Source organism: Acinetobacter gandensis (genome assembly GCF_001678755.1).
GTDB lineage: Bacteria > Pseudomonadota > Gammaproteobacteria > Pseudomonadales > Moraxellaceae > Acinetobacter > Acinetobacter gandensis.
The window spans coordinates 189,651-208,474 of sequence record NZ_LZDS01000001.1 but is presented as its reverse complement, the minus strand read 5'-3'; the positions used below and the strand labels follow the sequence as shown (position 1 = coordinate 208,474).

The following is an 18,824-nucleotide window of genomic DNA, read 5'->3' as shown; positions in this document are numbered from 1 at the left end:
TGCGTTTGTGATTACAATTGTTTGCTTAAAATTGAATTTCCTTAGCCATATTTTAGAATTGAAGAATTAGACTGTGACCGAAGCAACGCAAGTAAAGCCGAAACATGTCATGATGATGGCTGCCGGAACCGGTGGTCATGTCTTTCCAGCACTCGCTGTTGCCAAAGAGTTGCAACAACAAGGCTGTGAAGTGTCTTGGTTAGCAACACCATCAGGTATGGAAAATCGCCTGCTTAAAAATCAAAACATTCCGATTTATCAAATTGATATTCAAGGTGTGCGCGGCAATGGTGTCGTGCGTAAGTTAATGGCACCTTTCAAAATTTTAAAAGCAACGTTAAGCGCGATGCGCTATATGAAACAGCTCAAAGTTGATGCGGTCGCAGGTTTTGGTGGTTATGTTGCAGGGCCTGGGGGTCTTGCTGCACGCGCACTCGGTATTCCTGTGATTATTCATGAACAAAATGCTGTGGCTGGGTTTACCAATACGCAATTATCGCGTGTGGCGAAAACGGTGTGTCAGGCATTTCCAAATACTTTTCCAGCTCAAGATAAAATTGTGACTACAGGCAATCCTGTACGGAAGGAAATTACAGAAATTTTAAATCCGTCATGGCGTTACCAAGAGCGTGAAAAATCTGGTCAGCCGATACGTATTTTAATTGTGGGTGGTTCACTCGGTGCGCGTGCTTTAAATGAATGCGTACCTGCAGCATTACAACAACTTGATTTACCACTGAGTGTTTATCATCAGTGTGGTCAAAATAATGCTGAAGTGACGTTGGCACGCTATGCCGATGCGCCTGAAAGTTTACAGGTTGAAGTACAACCTTTTATTGAAGATATGGCTCAAGCGTATTCTGCAGCGGATCTCATTATCTGCCGTGCTGGTGCGTTAACTGTAACTGAGATTGCAACAGCAGGGGTAGCCGCTGTATTTGTGCCACTACCAAGTGCTGTGGATGACCATCAAACAGCCAATGCGCGCTTCTTGGCCAAGAGTAATGCAGCAAAAATTTGCCCTCAAGCGGACATGACCGCTGAAAGTTTAACAGCGTTGTTGAAGCCGCTGATGAACCGTCAACTACTTATGGAAATGGCGGTTAAGGCTCGACAACAGGCACAACCCGATGCGACTAAGCATGTGGTTGGTTTAATTCAAGATTTGTAATATTCGAGTAATTTATGTCTCCATCAATGCCTGCCGATCAAGCGAAAAAGCTCATTAAAGTGCCAGAAATGCGCCGTATTAAACACATCCATTTTATTGGAATTGGTGGTGCGGGTATGTGTGGTATTGCAGAAGTGTTGAAAAACCAAGGCTATAAAGTTTCGGGTTCAGATATCAAAGCATCAAAAACCACTGCTCAGCTTGAAGAAAATGGTATTCAGGTGTTCATTGGTCACACGGCTGAAAATATTCAAGGTGCGAACGTTATTGTGGTGTCGACTGCAATTGATGCAGAAAACCCAGAGATTAAAGCGGCGATTGAAACCCGTACACCTGTGGTTCGCCGTGCAGAAATGCTGGGTGAATTGATGCGTTACCGTCATGGTATTGCTGTAGCAGGGACACATGGTAAAACCACAACGACCAGTCTTGTGACTTGTATGTTGGCAGAAGAAAACCTAGACCCAACGTATGTGATTGGTGGTCTATTAAACCGTACTGGTGTAAATGCAGCTTTGGGTGCAAGTCGTTTCATTGTTGCTGAGGCAGATGAATCAGACGCATCATTCTTACATTTACAGCCGATGGCAACGATTGTCACCAACATTGATGCTGACCATATGGATACCTACGGTGGTAGCTTCGATGTACTAAAAGATACTTTTGTACAGTTCTTACAAAAGCTTCCATTCTACGGTTTGGCTGTGGTGTGTGGTGATGATGCCAACATTCGTGAAATCATGCCGCGTATTGGCCGTCCGGTTGTGACCTACGGCTTTAATGAAGACAACGATATTCGCGCAGTAGATGTAGTGCAAGAGGGTATGCAATCGCACTTTACCGTATTACGTAAAGACCGTGAGCCGCTTCGCTTAACCATCAACTTACCGGGTTTGCATAATATTTTAAATGCTCTGGCTGCAATTGGTATTGCAACAGATGAAGGCGTTTCAGATGCAGCGATTGCACGTGCATTAGAAAGCTTCAGTGGTGTGGGTCGTCGTTTCCAAGTTCAAGGTGAATTTGAAATTGAGGGTGGTGCTGTGAAATTGGTCGATGACTATGGTCATCATCCAAAAGAAGTGGAAGCAACCATTAAAGCCGCTCGTGCTAGCCACCCTGATCGTCGTTTAGTGATGATGTTCCAGCCACACCGTTTCAGCCGTACACGTGACTGCTTTGATGACTTTGTTGATGTATTGTCGCAAGTCGATCAATTGTTGCTACTTGAAGTTTATCCTGCGGGTGAAAAACCCATTGTAGGTGCAGACAGCCGTGCATTGGCACGCAGTATTCGTCTGCGTGGTGAAGTTGAACCGATTTTGATTGATCCTGTTGAAGGTAATTTGCAAGCTGTGATGAAAAAAGTGTTACAAGCGAATGACTTGTTATTAACACAGGGCGCAGGTAATGTTGGTGCAATCTCAATCGAGCTTGCTCAAAACGATTTATACGTAAAATAATCACTTTGGGTGATTGAAAGTCTAGTTAGACAGTGCAAAAAGTTTAAGGATATAAACGTGTCAAATGCTTCAAAATTCGGCAAAGTTGCCGTGTTATTAGGTGGTAAATCTGCCGAACGTGAGGTTTCTCTCGATAGTGGTAAAGCTGTACTTGAAGCATTGGTGCGTTCGGGTGTAAATGCCGAAGCTTTCGATCCACAGCAACGCAGTGTGACTGAGTTGGTGGGCTATGATCGTGCATTCATTGTATTGCATGGTCGTGGTGGTGAAGATGGTCAGATTCAAGGCACACTTGAATGGTTAAATATTCCATATACAGGTACAGGTGTTCAAGGATCTGCCATTGGTATGGACAAAGTGAAAACCAAGCAAGTTTGGCAAGGTTCTGAGCTGCCAACTGCACCGTATCGCATTGTCAGCAAAGATTCAGATTTGCAAGAAATTGTCGATAGTATTGGTCTGCCATTTATTATCAAACCAGTACATGAAGGCTCAAGCATTGGCATGAGCAAAGTTGAAAAAATGGAAGACTTTGCTGAAGCGATTACAAAAGCAACTCAACATGACGCTGTTGTGATGGCGGAGAAATGGATTACTGGACGTGAATTCACCATTGTGATTTTAAATGGTGTGGCATTGCCTGTGATCCGTTTAGAGCCACCTGCGGATGTGGCATTTTACGATTACGAAGCCAAATACAACCGTAATGATGTGCAGTATGGCATTCCATGTGGTTTAACTGAAGATGAAGAAAAACGTCTTCAAGCACTATGCTTACGTGCCTTCCAAGCCGTTGGTGCAAGTGGCTGGGGTCGTATTGATGCCATGCAGGACGAACAAGGTAATTTCTGGTTATTGGAAGTTAATACCGTTCCGGGGATGACCAGTCATTCGCTTGTGCCAAAAGCTGCCAAAGCAGTGGGCTATAGCTTTGATGAGTTATGTGTGGCAATTTTAGAACAAACCCTAACAGCTGCGGCACACTAAATTATGGCTCAACTCCCTGCGTCAATGCGCCGTAAGCGTGCTGCAACGACATCCATACACGACAAGCCGCCTACACGTAAGGAAAAGCTTACCAATGTAGGTGGATGGGTTTTGCTACTGGTTGCTTGTTTGGTATTGGCTGCAGGGGTGTTTGGGCTCTATCGTGTGATGACTGATGCCCGAGTGGCAGAGTTAGATGTGGTGGGTGCACGTTCAGCACAAGAAAAGCAACAAGTGATGAGTTATGTATCACCATTGGTGACACAAAACTATTTTACCTCAGATTTACGTGTCATTCGTGATCGAGCTTTAGAGTTATCTTGGGTCGATCGCGTGGTTGTTTCACGTGCATGGCCGAATGCAATTCGCGTTCGTGTGATGCCACGTCAAGCCATTGCTCGTTGGGGCACAGGGCGTTTGTTGAGTGATAGTGGTGAGGTCTTTTCCGAGCTAACACCACAAAATCATCAGCAACTGCCATTACTTCACGGTCCGGTCAGTCATTCTAAAATGATGATGAGACGGTACAATGAAATTAACCAGTTATTTTTACCGGTCGGCATCCGATTAAAAGAACTTTATTTAACGGAACGCATGACATGGTTTATGCAGTTTGATTCAGGTTTACGTGTCATCGTCGACCAAGATCAAACCATGAGTAAGTTGCAACGTTTAAGTTATCTTGCACACAGTGATTTAAAGCCAGTTTGGCCAAGAATTTCTGCAATTGACCTGCGTTACCGAAATGGTCTAGCGATTCAATGGAAAAATTCCATTCCTGCAAAATCGGTAAATGGTCAGTTTGTTGTAACCAGTGATGACATAGGCATTGCGAATGGAACACCGGTGAAGCCATAATGACCGGCTTTATAAGTAGAGGCTTTAAGCCATTAATTAAACAAACATGTGAATGGTAGTAGTAAATAATGAATGAAGCTGTTCCCTCGGTTGTTGCGATTGACATTGGGACGCACAAAGTTTCAGTTTTGATTGGTAAGGTACACGCGCCAGACAATATCCAAGTGGTAGGGATGGCGACCGCTCGTAACCGCGGCATGAATAAAGGGAAAATTGTAAGTCTCGATAAAGTCGTCACTGCCATTAAAAATGCCGTACAAGAAGCGGAAGATATGGCTGAATGTCGTGTGCATTCTGCGTGGATTTCGATTCCGAGTGCGGAATTAAAAAGTTTTTATGCCTCTGGTCGTACTCCAATTGAAAATAATGACCATGCGATTACCACCAATGAAGTGGTGCGTGCATTAGAACTGGCCAAAGCCAGTCATTTAACCTCTGACCACTATTTGGTCAGTGCTGTGCCACTTGGCTTTGAGCTTGATGATGAGCCTGAATGGGTATTAAACCCAATTCGAATGTCTGCACGTAGTATGACTGGACATTATCATTTGATGATGTTGCCGATTAGTACCATGCAAAACCTAGATCGTGCGTTGAAAGGTGCCAACATTGGCGTGGAACGTATGGTGATTTCGTCATTAGCAACAGCCGAAGCCAGTTTGCTCAAAGATGAAAAAGAATACGGTGTTTGCCTGGTCGATATTGGTGCGGGTACCACAAATATTGCAGTCCATTTGGATGGCCGCTTAGCCATGACCCACACCTTACAGCGTGGTGGTGAGCATGTGACGCGTGATATTGCTGCAGTGCTGCAAACCACGACTGAAGAAGCGGAACGTATTAAATTATTATACGGTTGTGTAGATTTAAAAGTCGTTAAACCTGAAAGTATGATTCAATATCAAGGTATTGATGGTCCGCAAACCATTAGCCGAATTGAACTCACTGAAATTATCATTGCACGTTATGAAGAAATTTTTAATCAAGTGCGTGATGAATTAGTAAATCATGGTGCAATCCATGGTTTATACCATGGTGTGGTACTGACAGGCGATGCTTGCCAAATTGAAGGTATGGTAACGTTTGCACGCCGAATTTTAGGCGTTTCTGCACATTTGGGTAATCCCCCAGTGCAGGTATATGCAGATGATCAACAACAAGCAGCATTACGTCGTTCACAATACGCTACAGCTGCGGGTCTGCTTATTTTTAGTCAAAGTGAAACGCAAGATACAATCGTTGAACCTGAAGATACCGAAAAGCTTTCGGTTTTCAGTCGGGTAAAACGAGCATGGACGGGTTTTAACGATACGTTGAAATCAATCTTTTAAGTTGAAATATTTGGGAATATTGTTGGGAAGTTGTACTGATTATTGCTTGTACTTGACAAGCTGGAACTTGGGCAGCATTCTAAAAAACAATTTTTATTAAGATCAAGGCAGTATACGGGCTGAAGTGTCTGCCAATTATGTATTAGGAATTTTTTAGGCATGGCCTCATTTGAATTTTTAGAAGATGATCAAAGCGACAGCATCGGTCAAGCCCGTTTCACAGTATTCGGTGTAGGCGGTGCAGGTGGTAATGCAGTACAGCATATGCTTGAATCTGACATTGACGGTGTAAAGTTTGTTTGTGCCAATACAGATAAACAAGCGCTTGATCGTATGAATGCTCAATTTAAAATCCAACTGGGTGAGCAAAGTACACGTGGTTTAGGTGCTGGTGCAAATCCACAAGTTGGTCAAACTGCAGCAGAAGAAAGCCGTGAGTTAATTCGTCAGCACCTTGAAGGTACGGACATGGTATTTGTTACCGCTGGTATGGGCGGTGGTACAGGTACAGGCGCTGCACCCGTAGTTGCTGAAATTGCCAAAGAAATGGGCATTTTGACTGTAGGTGTGGTTACAACACCATTTAATTTTGAAGGTAAACGTCGTCAACAATCTGCTGAAAAAGGGATTGAAGCACTAGAGCAACACGTTGATTCTTTGATTATTATTCCCAACCAACGTCTACTTAAAGTATTCCGCGATATTTCAATGAAAGATGCCTATAAAAAGGCAGACGATGTATTGTTAAATGCGGTACGTAGTATCTTTGATTTGGTGGTACGTCCGGGTCATATCAACCTTGACTTCGCCGATTTGAAAACTGCCATGAGTACACGTGGTTACGCAATGATGGGTGCTGGCTCAGGCCGTGGTGAAAATCGTGCACGTCAGGCTGCAGAACAAGCAATCCGTAGTCCATTACTTGACAACGTGACTATTATGAATGCTAAAGGCATCTTAATTAACGTAACGGGTGGCGACGATGTTACATTCGGTGAAATTGAAGAAATTACCGATGTAGTAAACCAGATTGTTGACTTAGATGAAGGTCAGGTCTTCTACGGTACGGTATTTGATCCGGATGCACGTGATGAAATCAGTGTAACTGTAATTGCAACAGGTTTAACACGTAACTCTGCAGATTCTGCTGAACCTATGAAACGTCCAGTAGCGCAAGCAACACGTACTGCCTCTACAGGTCAAGTACCAGTTGATGAAGATGATGTACCGGCAATTCAGCGTCAGCAAACTGAAGCTGCAGCAGCTCCTGCTGCTGCATCAAGCAATGCCAGCGCACGTCCTACGCCAATGAGTATTCAGGATTATCTGAAGAATCAACAACGTAAATAAAACAAATTCAATGTGTTAACACGCTGTGAATTACAAAAGGTAGCCTTACGGCTACCTTTTTGTTTTTTATCAATGGCTAAATATGCTAACGTATAGCGGTTTTGTGAACAGATGATAGAAAATACATGTTGAAGCAACGTACCCTGAAACGCGTCGTGAAAGCGAGTGGCATCGGACTGCATAGCGGGCAAAAAGTCATGATTAACTTTGTGCCACATCGTGCCGATGGGGGAATTGTATTTCGACGTATTGATCTGAATCCTCCAGTTGATATTCATGCCGATGCAATGCTGATTCAAGAAGCATTTATGTGTTCAAACTTGGTACAAGAAAATGCCAAAGTCGGTACGATTGAACACATTATGAGTGCGATTGCAGGTCTAGGAATTGATAACCTGATTGTTGAAGTATCAGCATCAGAAGTACCGATTATGGACGGTAGTGCAGGTCCATTTATCTATTTACTCATGCAAGGTGAGTTGGTTGAACAAAATGCACCGAAAAAATTTATAAAAATTCTAAAACCTGTTGAGGCATTGATAGACGATAAACGTGCGGTCTTTGAACCACATGACGGCTTTCAATTAAACTTTACTATTGATTTTGATCATCCTGCTTTCAAAAAAGAATTCCAATCGGCGACCATTGATTTTTCGACTGAAACTTTTGTTTATGAGGTTAGTGAAGCCCGAACTTTTGGTTTTATGAAGGATTTGGATTATCTCAAAGCCAATAATTTGGCACTTGGCGCAAGCTTAGATAATGCCATTGGGGTAGATGAAACAGGTGTAGTCAATGAAGAAGGTTTACGCTTCTCTGACGAGTTTGTTCGTCACAAAATATTAGACGCTGTAGGTGATCTTTATTTACTTGGTCACCAAATTATTGCCAAATATGATGCATATAAGTCGGGTCATGCTTTAAATAATCAGCTGCTGCGCAATGTCAAAAGTGATCCAGATAGCTATGAAATTGTAACATTTGATGACATAAATGATTGTCCAATAAGTTATGTGAATGTGACATAAGTCATTGTCTTTCGGTGGCAATGTTATAATATAACTAAAATTAATGTTAATTATGTCACATTTTTGATTCTGCGATTAAGCTGTGACTATGGGGTGGTTACTTTTTATTGCTTGCCAAACGCAGCATTGCTTGGCTAAGCTTAGGGTCGCTCACAAAGTCAGCAGCATTACGGAGTAAATCCTGAGTTTCTGTGCTAAGGGTTCTTGAAATTTTTTCAGGGGAATGGGGTGTTTGAGGCGGAGTTCTCAAACGAACTTGAATCTTGTGTAAATCTTTGAATTCGGGTAATTGTGTGAGTTGTGCAATATATTGTTTCTGTAGATAAGCAAGCTGACTTATGAGCGCCTGATTTTCTCCAGTCAACATAAGCACGCCATTTAAATAACAAACGACTTGCCATTGCTCCGGTTGGGGTAATACAGGTTGAACAAGTTTCGTAAGTTTCTGCCATGCAGCAACTTGAGTTGAAAGAAACGAGAAGTTTCCTGTTTTTAAGTGTTTTCTTTTGGGTTGAAAAACGTTGACAGGTTCGGACATACATATTTCCTACATGTTTATGTCTTAATCTTATGCGCTCCTTCAATCAGATATCAAGGATGAGATCACGCTAGGAAATTAAGTAAGAACAGTTTATAGAGGTTTTTTATGCATTTACGACGTGTTTTGTTGGCTTTTTCATTGGCTGCTTCGGCCGCTTCAGTCGCTTTCGCAGATCTAGTTGAACTAAATCAAGCAGATAGTTCATCAGATCGTATAGAACAGTTAACCCGTACTTTGTCTCAAGGTGCATATTCAGAAAGTAATGATCTAGATATTCCCGCTGAAACGAAATTGAATGTTCAAATTCGTGAAAAATCAGTTGAACTGAACAATGCGACTATCGCCAAAAAATACGGTTCAAGTGCAGTTTCTAAAAACTATACTGCAAGTTCAAACAATCCATACTCTTGGTTAATCGCACACCCACTTCCAGATATGAAACGTGTCAGCTCTAATTATGGCGGCCGTACGATGGGTGGTCGCGCTGAAAACCATTCAGGCTTAGACCTATCTGCTGCAAGCGGCACACCTATTTACGCAACTGGCCCAGGTATCGTGACAAAGTCAGGTTGGGGCACAGGTTATGGTCAATATGTCGAGATTAACCACGGTAATGGCTATCTTACCCGTTATGCTCATGCTTCGCGTCTAATTGCTCGTGTAGGTGAGCGTGTTGAAGCTGGCGAGCATATTGCCAATGTTGGATGTACAGGTCGTTGTACTGGCCCACATTTACACTATGAAGTAGTAAAAGATGGTCAACGCAAGAATCCGTCTACTTACTTAGCGATGTTGCCATAATTTGTTTAGCTTCGAATTGCTACCTTGTAGGATGATTGAGGAATATCTACGATATTGATCAATTAAAAACGGTAGCAGTATTTACGAAGTCTTTGTTTCTAAAAGCCAGTGTCTGACCTCTACAGACACTGGCTTTTTATTTATTGCTTTAAGCTATAACGTTATCATTGAAAAAAAATAATGTATGTAGGAAAAATTATCCAAATTGACCAAAAAATGTAAAAAAGTGTAATTAATAATCAATAAGTATTTAGCAAATAAATAATGCAGCCAAAGCGTATTCATCTGTGGCAATAACTGAGTATGCCCAAAATATGATACTAATAGACCTATATATTTAGCACATAGGATAGGTGAAGTATGGCGTTTTATGGCGATACAGATGCTCAGGAAACCCAAGAATGGCAGGACGCATTTGACTCAGTTTTACAGCATATGGGTACTGATCGTGCTGCATTTTTGCTCGAAAAACTTTATCAGCAAGCAATTGCCAAACACGTTCCCATTCAGCGACTAAATACTCCTTATTTAAATACCATTTCTGTTGCAGAACAGCCACCGATGCCAGGTGATCCGGATATGGAGCGTCGTATTCGTGCGCTGATCCGTTGGAATGCTTTGGCAATGGTTTTACGTGCCAACAAAACGGGTGACGATTTAGGTGGTCACTTGGCCAGCTTTGCATCTTCTGCAACCTTATATGATGTAGGTTTTAACCACTTCTTCCGTGCCAATAGCGACAGCTTTGGCGGTGACATGATTTATTACCAAGGTCACTGCGCACCGGGTATTTATGCACGTTCTTTCCTTGAAGGTCGTCTGACTGAAGATCATTTAAATAATTTCCGTCGTGAAGTGGGTGGTAAAGGACTTCCTTCTTACCCACATCCATATTTAATGCCGGATTATTGGCAGTTCCCAACGGTATCGATGGGTCTTGGCCCAATTATGTCGATCTATCAAGCACATATTCAAAAGTACTTGATGAACCGTGGCTTAATTAAGGAAGAAGACCGCAAGGTTTGGGCATATCTTGGCGATGGCGAGATGGACGAGCCAGAAAGTACTGGTGCAATCGCGCTTGCGGGTCGTGAAAAGTTAGACAACCTAGTGTGGGTTGTAAACTGTAACTTACAGCGTCTTGATGGTCCGGTGCGTGGTAACGGTAAAATTATTCAAGAACTTGAATCACTGTTCCGTGGTGCAGGTTGGCGTGTCATCAAAGTAGTATGGGGTCGTCATTGGGATCCGCTACTTGATAAAGATAAAACAGGCGCTTTAAAAGCGGTGATGGAAGAAGCCGTTGATGGTGACTATCAGCGTTATCAAGTAAAGGGTGGGGCTTATACCCGTGCACACTTCTTTGGTAAATATCCAGAAGCTGAAGAGTTGGTGAAAAACCTGAGCGATGAAGATATTGATAATCTAAATCGCGGTGGTCACGACCCGTACAAAGTTTATGCAGCATATGCAGAAGCAATGAAATCAACAGGTCAACCAACCGTAATCCTTGCGAAAACTGTGAAAGGTTATGGCTTGTCTGAAGAAATTGAAGCGGTGAACAAAACCCACCAAATCAAGAAAATGCAGCTTGAATCTTTAAAATATGTACGTAACCGTTTCAACTTGCCATTCACTGATGAGCAATTGGAAGAAGTGCCGTTCTACCGTCCAAGCGAAAACTCACCTGAATTGAAATACATGAAGGCGCGTCGTGAGGCATTGGGTGGTTATTTACCTGCTCGCCGTAAAGAAAGCGAACAGCTGGCAATTCCTGAATTGTCAGTGTTTGATGCGGTACTCAAAGGCAGCGGCGGTAAAGAACAATCTACAACCATGCTGATGGTGCGTTTGATTTCATCTTTATTGAAAGAAAAAGCCATTAAAGATCGTGTGGTGCCAATCGTTCCGGATGAAGCGCGTACCTTTGGTTTGGAAGGTATGTTCCGTCAGTTGGGTATCTATGCGGCCCATGGTCAAAAATATACCCCTGAAGACCAAGAACAGTTGATGCATTACCGTGAAGCTAAAGATGGTCACATGTTACAAGAAGGGATTAACGAAGCCGGCGCGATGAGTGCTTGGGCGGCGTTAGGTACCAGTTATTCAACCAATAACTTACCCATGATTCCAATGTATATGTACTACTCAATGTTCGGTTTCCAGCGTATTGGCGACATTGCATGGGCTGCAGGTGATGCGCAGGCGCAAGGTTTCTTGTTGGGTGCAACGGCAGGCCGTACGACATTGAACGGTGAAGGCTTACAGCACCAAGATGGTCACTCGCATATTTTAGCTAACACCATTCCAAATTGTGTGTCATATGACCCATGTTTTGGTTATGAATTAGCCGTGATCGTGCACGATGGTTTGAAACGTATGTACGTGAACCAAGAGCGTGTGTTCTATTACCTCACTGTTATGAACGAGAACTACGAACATCCTGCGATTCCTGAAGGTGCTGAAGAAGGCATCAAACGTGGTATGTACTTACTTGAAGAAGATGACAAAGCGACAGTTCAGTTGCTTGGTTCAGGTGTGATTTTACGTGAAGTAATTAAAGCGGCAAAAATCCTGCGTGATGAATACCAAATTCACTCGAATGTATGGAGTGTGACAAGCTTCAATGAATTGGCGCGTGATGGTATGGCATGTGAAGAATACAATCGTTTACACCCATTAACTGAAGACACTAAAGAAGCATGGATTTCGAAGTTGTTGCGTGAAAAAGACGGCATCGTGGTTTCGGCGACAGATCATATGCGTGCTTATAGTGAACAAGTACGTGCTTATCTTCCAGACAACCGCCCATTTGTTGCATTAGGTACAGATGGCTATGGTCGCTCAGATACACGCGGTAATTTACGTAGTTACTTTGGCGTCGATGCTGCGCATATCGTTGTTGCGACGCTGAAAAAATTAGCGGATGAAGGTGAAGTGGATGCGCGCTTAGTGAAAGATGCGATTTCTAGCTTTGAGTTAGACACTGATCGTCCTGTAGCGTGGGCTCCACAAGAAACACCTGAGCTTCATGCTGTTGCTGACTACAAAGAGGAGAACTAAGCATGCAAATTACGACTCCTGATATTGGTGTAGATAAAGCAACGGTTGCAGAAATCTTAGTGAAAGTCGGCGATAGCATTGCGGTCGATGACAGCATTGTACTGTTAGAGTCTGACAAAGCCTCTGTTGAAGTGCCAAGCACTTCAGCAGGTGTGGTCAAAAGCATTGCCGTGAATTTAGGTGACAGTGTTGCTGAAGGCGCGGTACTGATTGAGCTAGAAGCCGAAGCTGACAATACTGCTGCGCCTGAAGTGCAAAGTGAGTCTGTTGCACCTGCTGCGCAAGCAGCACCTGCACCAGCAGCAGAAGCGCCTAAAGCCGAAGTTGTGCCGCAAGCTGCTGCATCGGCATCGCAAGTGGTTGATGTACAAGTACCTGATATTGGTGTAGAGAAAGCCACTGTTAGTGAAGTTTTGGTCGCCGTGGGTGATGAAATTGATGTTGATCAAAGCATCATCGTGGTGGAATCGGACAAAGCTACTGTCGAAGTGCCAAGTATTGTGTCTGGCCGTGTGGAGTCCATCACCATCAATGCAGGCGATGTGGTGAAAGAAGGCGTGGTGATTCTGACTGTGAAAACGGCGGTATCATCTGCAGCAACTGAAACCGCTCCTGCAACGACTGTGCAAGCAGAGCAACCTGCAACAGCGCCTCAAGTAGATGCATTAACACCTGCACCATCAACATCTGCGACAGGTCCCGTTGAAATTGCAGTACCTGACTTAGGTGTTGATAAAGCTGCCGTGGCGGAAATTTTGGTGGCGGTTGGTGATGTGGTTGAAAAAGACCAAAGCATCATTGTGGTGGAGTCGGATAAAGCTACTGTTGAAGTGCCAAGCACGGTAGCAGGTAAGATCACAGCGATTCATGTACAACTCGGACAAAGTGTTTCAGAAGGTGCGGCTTTACTGACTATTGAAGCAGAAGGTCAAGCTGCTACTGCACCTGCTGTGGCAGATAAGCCTACTCAAGCTGCTGCACAGCCTGTAGCTGCAACTGCGCCAAAAGCTGAAGCAAAAGTGGAAGCTGCGCCAGCAACTCAAGGCGCAGATAAGCTGACCAAAGAGCAAAATGCGGCGAATGCTAAAGTTTATGCAGGGCCAGCGGTACGTAAGTTAGCGCGTGAATTAGGTGTGGTTTTGGCTGAAGTGAAAGCTTCTGGCCCACATGAACGCTTAATGAAAGAAGATTTATTTGCTTTCGTGAAAACGCGTTTAACAGCACCTCAGGTAGCGCCTGCTGCGCAAGCTGTGGCTCAAGTGTCTGGCTTGCCAAAATTACCAAGTTTTGATGCCTTTGGCGGCGTAGAAGAGAAAACCTTGACACGTTTGCAACAAGTGTCGATTCCACAGTTGTCGTTAAACAATTTCATACCACAAGTGACACAGTTTGATTTGGCTGATATCACAGAGCTTGAAGCATGGCGCGGTGATCTTAAAGGCAACTTTAAGAAAGAAGGTATTAGCCTGACCATTATGGCGTTCATCATTAAAGCTGTCGCATATCTACTGAAAGAAGAGCGTGATTTTGCAGGTCACTTAGCAGATGATGGCAAGTCCGTATTGCTACGTAACGAAATCCATATGGGTATAGCTGTAGCGACACCTGATGGTTTGACCGTTCCAGTATTGCGTAATCCAGACCAAAAGTCGATTAAGCAAATTGCGATTGAGTTGGGTGAGTTGGGTCAAAAAGCACGTGATAAGAAATTGTCACCGAAAGACCTGCAAGGCGCGAACTTTACCATTTCAAGCCTTGGTGCCATCGGTGGTACAGCGTTTACACCACTTGTAAACTGGCCTCAAGTTGCAATTTTGGGTATTTCGCCTGCGACTATGCAACCTGTGTGGAATGGTGAAAGCTTTGATCCACGTTTGATGTTGCCATTGTCATTGTCTTACGATCACCGTGTCATTAATGGTGCTGACGCTGCGCGCTTTACCAACAAGTTAACCAAGTTATTGAAAGATATCCGTAGCTTGTTGATCTAATCTCAGCATTTACCTGATGTTTTAAAACCCTGCTTAGGCAGGGTTTTTTTAATTGCTGGATCTCGACTAGATATAAGCCAGCTAACACTGATGAATATCTTGCTGGTCAGTATTTAGATAAATTCTTGAAAATTTTAATGATTGTTATTTTAATCATGATACGGTTTTGAAGATTAAAATTGCGAAAATGTGTGCATATGGTTAGAATAAAACTACTTCATTGGGGAGTAGCCGCTTTTTACGCAAAGTAAAAAGGTGATGGTCAACATATTTGCTCTAAACCGAGCATGGTCATCATAGCAAAGAACCAAATGAGCTTTTCTTAAGCTTTCTTTTGTTGGCAAGACCTTTGATTTACCACTCTGCAGATATGGCTGGCAGGAGGGGTGAGTCATAGGTATGTAATTTGCTGGCCAGAGAAACACATCATGCTTTCTGCTTTTCTGATCTCATTAGCTGTTGTTGCCTTATCTGAAATGGGCGATAAAACTCAACTGCTTGCTTTATTACTTGCCGCACGTTTTCGTAAACCTGTTCCGATTCTTTTCGCAATCTTTTTGGCGACAGTCGTCAACCATGGCGTTTCCGCGGTCTTAGGTCAATGGATTACCACAGTGCTTAGCCCAACAGTATTGCTATGGATCATATCGCTTGGTTTCATTGCTATGGCGGTGTGGATGTTAATTCCAGATGAATTGGATGATGAATCAGAAAGTATCAATAAATGGCAAAAATATGGGGTATTCGGTGCCACATTTGTGTTGTTCTTCTTGGCAGAAATCGGCGATAAGACTCAAATTGCAACAGTCGCTTTAGCCGCGCGTTTTGACAGTATTGGTTGGGTCACTTTGGGTACTACGATCGGTATTATGTTGGTAAATGCACCAGCGGTATTTATTGGTAATAAATTGGCAGAAAAATTACCAATTTCGCTCATTCATAAGATTGGTGCTTTGGTTTTCTTAATAATTGGTCTGGCTGCATTGGCACAGCACTATTTATTTTAAGTGTTAAAGATATCGCAAATCCTGAGCTAAAAGCTCGGGATTTTTTGTCTAAAAATGTGACTTAATTAACTGATATTGTAGATAATATTGATCTGATTTTTATTGTAAGTTTCTCTAAATAAATATATGTTATTCACCTATAGAATATACATTTTTTACATAAAAATTTTGGGGAATGGGCATGGCTTTTGAACGTACTACATCACAAGTACTTTATGATGATGGAACGCATAAATGCATCAGTTTTACCAGCTTGGTAAAAGGTGAAGGTGTACAGGCAAACCAATTCCTGATTATTGATAATGAGCGTGCTGCGGTACTCGATCCAGGTGGTGATTTAACCTATGTACCGCTGACCATGGAATTAAATAAATATACCCGTCTCACCAATCTTGATTATGTGATGGCATCTCATCAAGACCCCGACATTATTACTTCTATGCCGCGTTGGCTGGTGTATACCGATGCAAAAGTGGTGGCATCAAAATTGTGGGCACGTTTCTTACCGCATTTGAACTCTGCGTTTATGAGTGATCGAATGAAAGGCAATTGGCTAGATCGTTTGATTGAATTGCCAGATCATGGTCAAGTGATCAGCTTGGGTAACAGCAAAATTGTCGCTGTACCTGCGCATTTCTTACATTCTGTGGGTAATTTCCAGTTTTATGATCCGATTGCCAAAATTCTATTTTCGGGAGATATGGGGGCATCAATGGTGGAAGATGCAGCTAAACCTTTAGAAAATTTCGCAGCACATATTCCAAAAATGAAAGGCTTCCATCAACGTTACATGTGCTCAAACAAAGTGATTCGTTTATGGGTCAATATGGTTCGTACCATGGATGTTGAAATGATCGTGCCACAACATGGCACGCCATTTATTGGTAAAGAGCAAATTAACCAGTTCTTAGACTGGATTGAGACTTTACAGTGTGGTGTCGATTTGATGGACGAAACCGTTTTTACCTGCCCAGAATAATGATCTCAAAGGTGATAAAAAATAATTGAGTTTAGAGACAACTTTTTTTAAGATTTCCGTCTATAAAAGAATCTTTTTAGATGACGAGAACCTATAAAAATGTTGTCTCAAATACCAACCGAAGATGCATGTCTGAGTTGCGGTGCCTGCTGTGCTTATTTCTGAGTTTCGTTTTATTGGGCAGAAGGATTAAATATGCCTGAACACTATACGGAACCTGTGACACCTGTATATTCATGTATGGTAGGTACGAACCAAGCAAATCCACGTTGTATTGCTTTGGGCGGAGAAGTGGGCAAACAGGTGAGTTGCACCATGTATGAGGCACGTAGTTCATCTTGTAAAGAAGTTCAAATTGCCGATGAACAATGTAATAAAGCTCGTATTGCACATCAAATGATTCCCTTTGTTAGTATTCCCACGCATGATGCGGACAATGACGAAGATTTTGATCAAGTATGTTAAATACATTAAAAAAGCAGGGATATGTCCCTGCTTTTTTAGTTATTCAAGAGGTGTTGTCAAATCAATTATTGGGTCAGATAGAGATGAGTGGAATTTGATTTTAAATCGGGATGAGCTGAAATTTCTGGATCTACTTCAAGTGAAAACTTGTATGAACCAGTCAGAAAACTTCAAGAAAGCATGCAAATTAGAAAACTCGCTGCATAATTGCCGCAATAAAAATGAAAATTGAACGGAAATTTGTATATAATGGCTCACGGAAATTACCAGCGAGACTGTTATGTTGACCATCGTTCAAGAAGCCCTAACCTTTGATGATGTCTTATTACTCCCTGCCTATTCTACTGTTCTCCCTAAAGATGTCTCCCTAAAGACACGTTTCACTCGTGGCATTAATCTGAATATCCCACTTGTATCTGCTGCAATGGACACCGTGACTGAATCACGTATGGCAATTGCAATGGCGCAAAATGGTGGTATCGGTATCCTGCACAAAAACATGGATATTGCTGCACAAGCTGCAGAAGTTCGCCGCGTGAAAAAATTCGAAGCAGGTATGGTGAAAGACCCGATTACCGTGACTCCAGAAACAACTGTACGTGAGCTGATTGCTTTAACACAAGCAAATAACATCAGCGGTGTCCCTGTTGTGAAAGACGGTAAAGTGGTGGGTATTGTTACTGGTCGTGACACTCGCTTTGAAACTAATCTTGAGCAGCCTGTTAGCAACATCATGACAGGTCAAGATCGTTTGGTGACTGTTCGTGAAAACGAATCTAAAGAAAACATCCAAGCATTATTACAAAAGCACCGTATTGAAAAAGTTCTTGTTGTAAATGACAACAATGAGTTGAAAGGTTTAATTACCGTTACTGATTTCCGTAAAGCTGAAAGCTATCCAAACAGCTGTAAAGATGACCTCGGTCGTTTACGCGTGGGTGCTGCTGTCGGTACAGGTGCTGAAACGCCAAGTCGTGTTGAAGCATTGGTTGAAGCTGGTGTTGATGCAATTGTTGTTGATACAGCGCATGGTCACTCTGCTGGTGTAATTGAACGTGTACGTTGGGTGAAAGCAAACTACCCACAAGTTCAAGTGATTGGCGGTAACATTGCTACTGGTGATGCTGCTCTTGCATTATTAGATGCGGGTGCAGATGCAGTGAAAGTTGGTATTGGTCCTGGTTCAATCTGTACAACACGTATTGTTGCGGGTATCGGTATGCCACAGATTTCTGCAATTGACTCTGTTGCTAATGCATTGAAAGATCAAATTCCATTGATCGCTGACGGCGGTATCCGTTTCTCTGGTGATATGGCGAAAGCGATTGGTGCAGGCGCGAGCACAATTATGGTGGGTTCACTCATGGCAGGTACTGAAGAAGCACCTGGCGAAGTTGAATTCTTCCAAGGTCGTTACTACAAAGCATACCGTGGTATGGGTTCATTGGGTGCAATGGCGGGTGCGACAGGTTCTGCTGACCGTTATTTCCAAGACTCTAAAGCGGGCGCTGAAAAATTAGTACCAGAAGGTATTGAAGGTCGCGTACCGTACAAAGGCCCTATGGGTAACATTGTGCATCAAATGATGGGTGGTCTTCGTTCATCTATGGGTTATACCGGTTCTGCGGTGATTGATGACCTCCGTAAAAATGCACAATTTGTAAAAATTACAGCCGCTGGTATGTCTGAATCACATGTACATGATGTGACTATTACCAAAGAAGCACCGAACTACCGTGTTGGTTGATATTTGGTAGCTTTTAGCCGAAAAGGCCGTCATTTATATGAC

Annotated in this window: 14 protein-coding genes, 1 pseudogene and 1 riboswitch; of the genes and pseudogenes, 14 read left to right on the top strand and 1 reads right to left on the bottom strand. The window is 42.9% G+C overall.

Features of this window, described 5'->3' with window-relative positions; all coding sequences use genetic code 11:
• Positions 1–73 precede the first annotated feature (73 nt).
• From murG to lpxC, 7 genes are all read left to right on the top strand, one after another.
• Positions 74–1,171 carry an undecaprenyldiphospho-muramoylpentapeptide beta-N-acetylglucosaminyltransferase gene (gene murG, locus A9J31_RS00960; protein ID WP_067761632.1) on the top strand — a complete coding sequence of 366 codons (1,098 nt, stop codon included), beginning with the start codon at positions 74–76 and terminating at the stop codon, positions 1,169–1,171.
• A gap of 14 nt (positions 1,172–1,185) precedes the next feature.
• Positions 1,186–2,634, top strand: a complete 1,449-nt coding sequence (gene murC / locus A9J31_RS00955) for a UDP-N-acetylmuramate--L-alanine ligase (RefSeq protein WP_067761630.1) — start codon at positions 1,186–1,188, stop codon at positions 2,632–2,634.
• A 57-nt stretch (positions 2,635–2,691) separates the two neighbouring features.
• Positions 2,692–3,621 (top strand): D-alanine--D-alanine ligase, encoded by a 930-nt coding sequence (locus A9J31_RS00950; protein WP_067761628.1) that lies wholly within the window; start codon positions 2,692–2,694, stop codon positions 3,619–3,621.
• 3 nt (positions 3,622–3,624) lie between these two features.
• Positions 3,625–4,479 (top strand): cell division protein FtsQ/DivIB, encoded by an 855-nt coding sequence (locus tag A9J31_RS00945; RefSeq protein ID WP_067761626.1) that lies wholly within the window; start codon positions 3,625–3,627, stop codon positions 4,477–4,479.
• A gap of 68 nt (positions 4,480–4,547) precedes the next feature.
• Entirely contained in the window at positions 4,548–5,810 is a 1,263-nt protein-coding gene (gene ftsA, locus A9J31_RS00940) for a cell division protein FtsA (RefSeq protein WP_067761624.1), read from the top strand.
• Positions 5,811–5,969: 159 nt separating this feature from the next.
• A complete protein-coding gene (ftsZ, locus tag A9J31_RS00935) occupies positions 5,970–7,160 on the top strand; it encodes a cell division protein FtsZ (protein ID WP_067761622.1) in 1,191 nt (396 codons plus the stop codon).
• 125 nt (positions 7,161–7,285) lie between these two features.
• A complete protein-coding gene (gene lpxC, locus A9J31_RS00930) occupies positions 7,286–8,188 on the top strand; it encodes a UDP-3-O-acyl-N-acetylglucosamine deacetylase (RefSeq protein WP_067761620.1) in 903 nt (300 codons plus the stop codon).
• Positions 8,189–8,285: 97 nt separating this feature from the next.
• On the opposite strand, the gene A9J31_RS00925 is transcribed toward lpxC, so the two are convergent.
• A complete protein-coding gene (locus tag A9J31_RS00925; protein WP_067761618.1) occupies positions 8,286–8,726 on the bottom strand; it encodes a DUF721 domain-containing protein in 441 nt (146 codons plus the stop codon).
• 108 nt (positions 8,727–8,834) lie between these two features.
• Here A9J31_RS00925 and A9J31_RS00920 point away from each other — a divergent pair, with 108 nt between their 5' ends.
• The 7 genes and pseudogenes from A9J31_RS00920 (at position 8,835) to guaB (ending at position 18,782) form a co-directional block, all read left to right on the top strand.
• Positions 8,835–9,530: a M23 family metallopeptidase gene (locus tag A9J31_RS00920; protein WP_067761616.1), complete on the top strand. Its 696-nt coding sequence runs from the start codon at positions 8,835–8,837 to the stop codon at positions 9,528–9,530.
• Positions 9,531–9,890: 360 nt separating this feature from the next.
• Positions 9,891–12,593, top strand: a complete 2,703-nt coding sequence (gene aceE / locus A9J31_RS00915; protein ID WP_067761614.1) for a pyruvate dehydrogenase (acetyl-transferring), homodimeric type — start codon at positions 9,891–9,893, stop codon at positions 12,591–12,593.
• Positions 12,594–12,595: 2 nt separating this feature from the next.
• Entirely contained in the window at positions 12,596–14,584 is a 1,989-nt protein-coding gene (locus A9J31_RS00910) for a 2-oxo acid dehydrogenase subunit E2 (RefSeq protein ID WP_067761612.1), read from the top strand.
• A 210-nt stretch (positions 14,585–14,794) separates the two neighbouring features.
• Positions 14,795–14,939, top strand: a riboswitch (yybP-ykoY riboswitch).
• A gap of 73 nt (positions 14,940–15,012) precedes the next feature.
• Complete coding sequence (locus A9J31_RS00905) at positions 15,013–15,591, top strand: TMEM165/GDT1 family protein (protein WP_067761610.1); 579 nt, start codon at positions 15,013–15,015, stop codon at positions 15,589–15,591.
• Between the two features lie 181 nt (positions 15,592–15,772).
• Positions 15,773–16,570 carry an oxygen-binding di-iron domain-containing protein gene (locus A9J31_RS00900; RefSeq protein WP_067761607.1) on the top strand — a complete coding sequence of 266 codons (798 nt, stop codon included), beginning with the start codon at positions 15,773–15,775 and terminating at the stop codon, positions 16,568–16,570.
• A gap of 99 nt (positions 16,571–16,669) precedes the next feature.
• Positions 16,670–17,035 (top strand): annotated as a pseudogene (locus A9J31_RS00895) (YkgJ family cysteine cluster protein).
• 280 nt (positions 17,036–17,315) lie between these two features.
• A complete protein-coding gene (guaB, locus tag A9J31_RS00890; protein WP_067761603.1) occupies positions 17,316–18,782 on the top strand; it encodes an IMP dehydrogenase in 1,467 nt (488 codons plus the stop codon).
• The last annotated feature ends 42 nt before the right edge of the window (positions 18,783–18,824 follow it).